This window comes from Halohasta sp. A2 (genome assembly GCF_056175805.1).
Genome location: NZ_JAQFWV010000345.1, coordinates 1 through 250, shown reverse-complemented (window position 1 = coordinate 250; position 250 = coordinate 1). Strand labels below are relative to the sequence as shown.

General features: G+C 54.8%; 1 pseudogene. It reads left to right on the top strand.

Annotated features, from left to right (window positions below):
- Positions 1 to 15 precede the first annotated feature (15 nt).
- Positions 16 to 250: pseudogene (locus O2S87_RS19370) on the top strand (IS701 family transposase); the annotation flags it as partial.

Here is a 250-nt window from a genome sequence, read left to right as displayed (position 1 = left end):
CCGTATTGACAGCAAATGCTGCCGATCACGGACTTCCTATCGTGTACTGATCCGCTGGACGACTTCGACTCGCTGTCATATCACCAGACTCATCACGCCAAAACGTACGTGACAGGTCTTGCTGCGGCCCGCAGCAAGACCGTGACCGGGATTGCACGAGAAGTCCTTCCTGCTGGAAGTGATCGGGCCCTCAACAAGTTTCTCACCGAGTATGACTGGGACGAAGACCAGCTTAATCACGAGCGGTTAG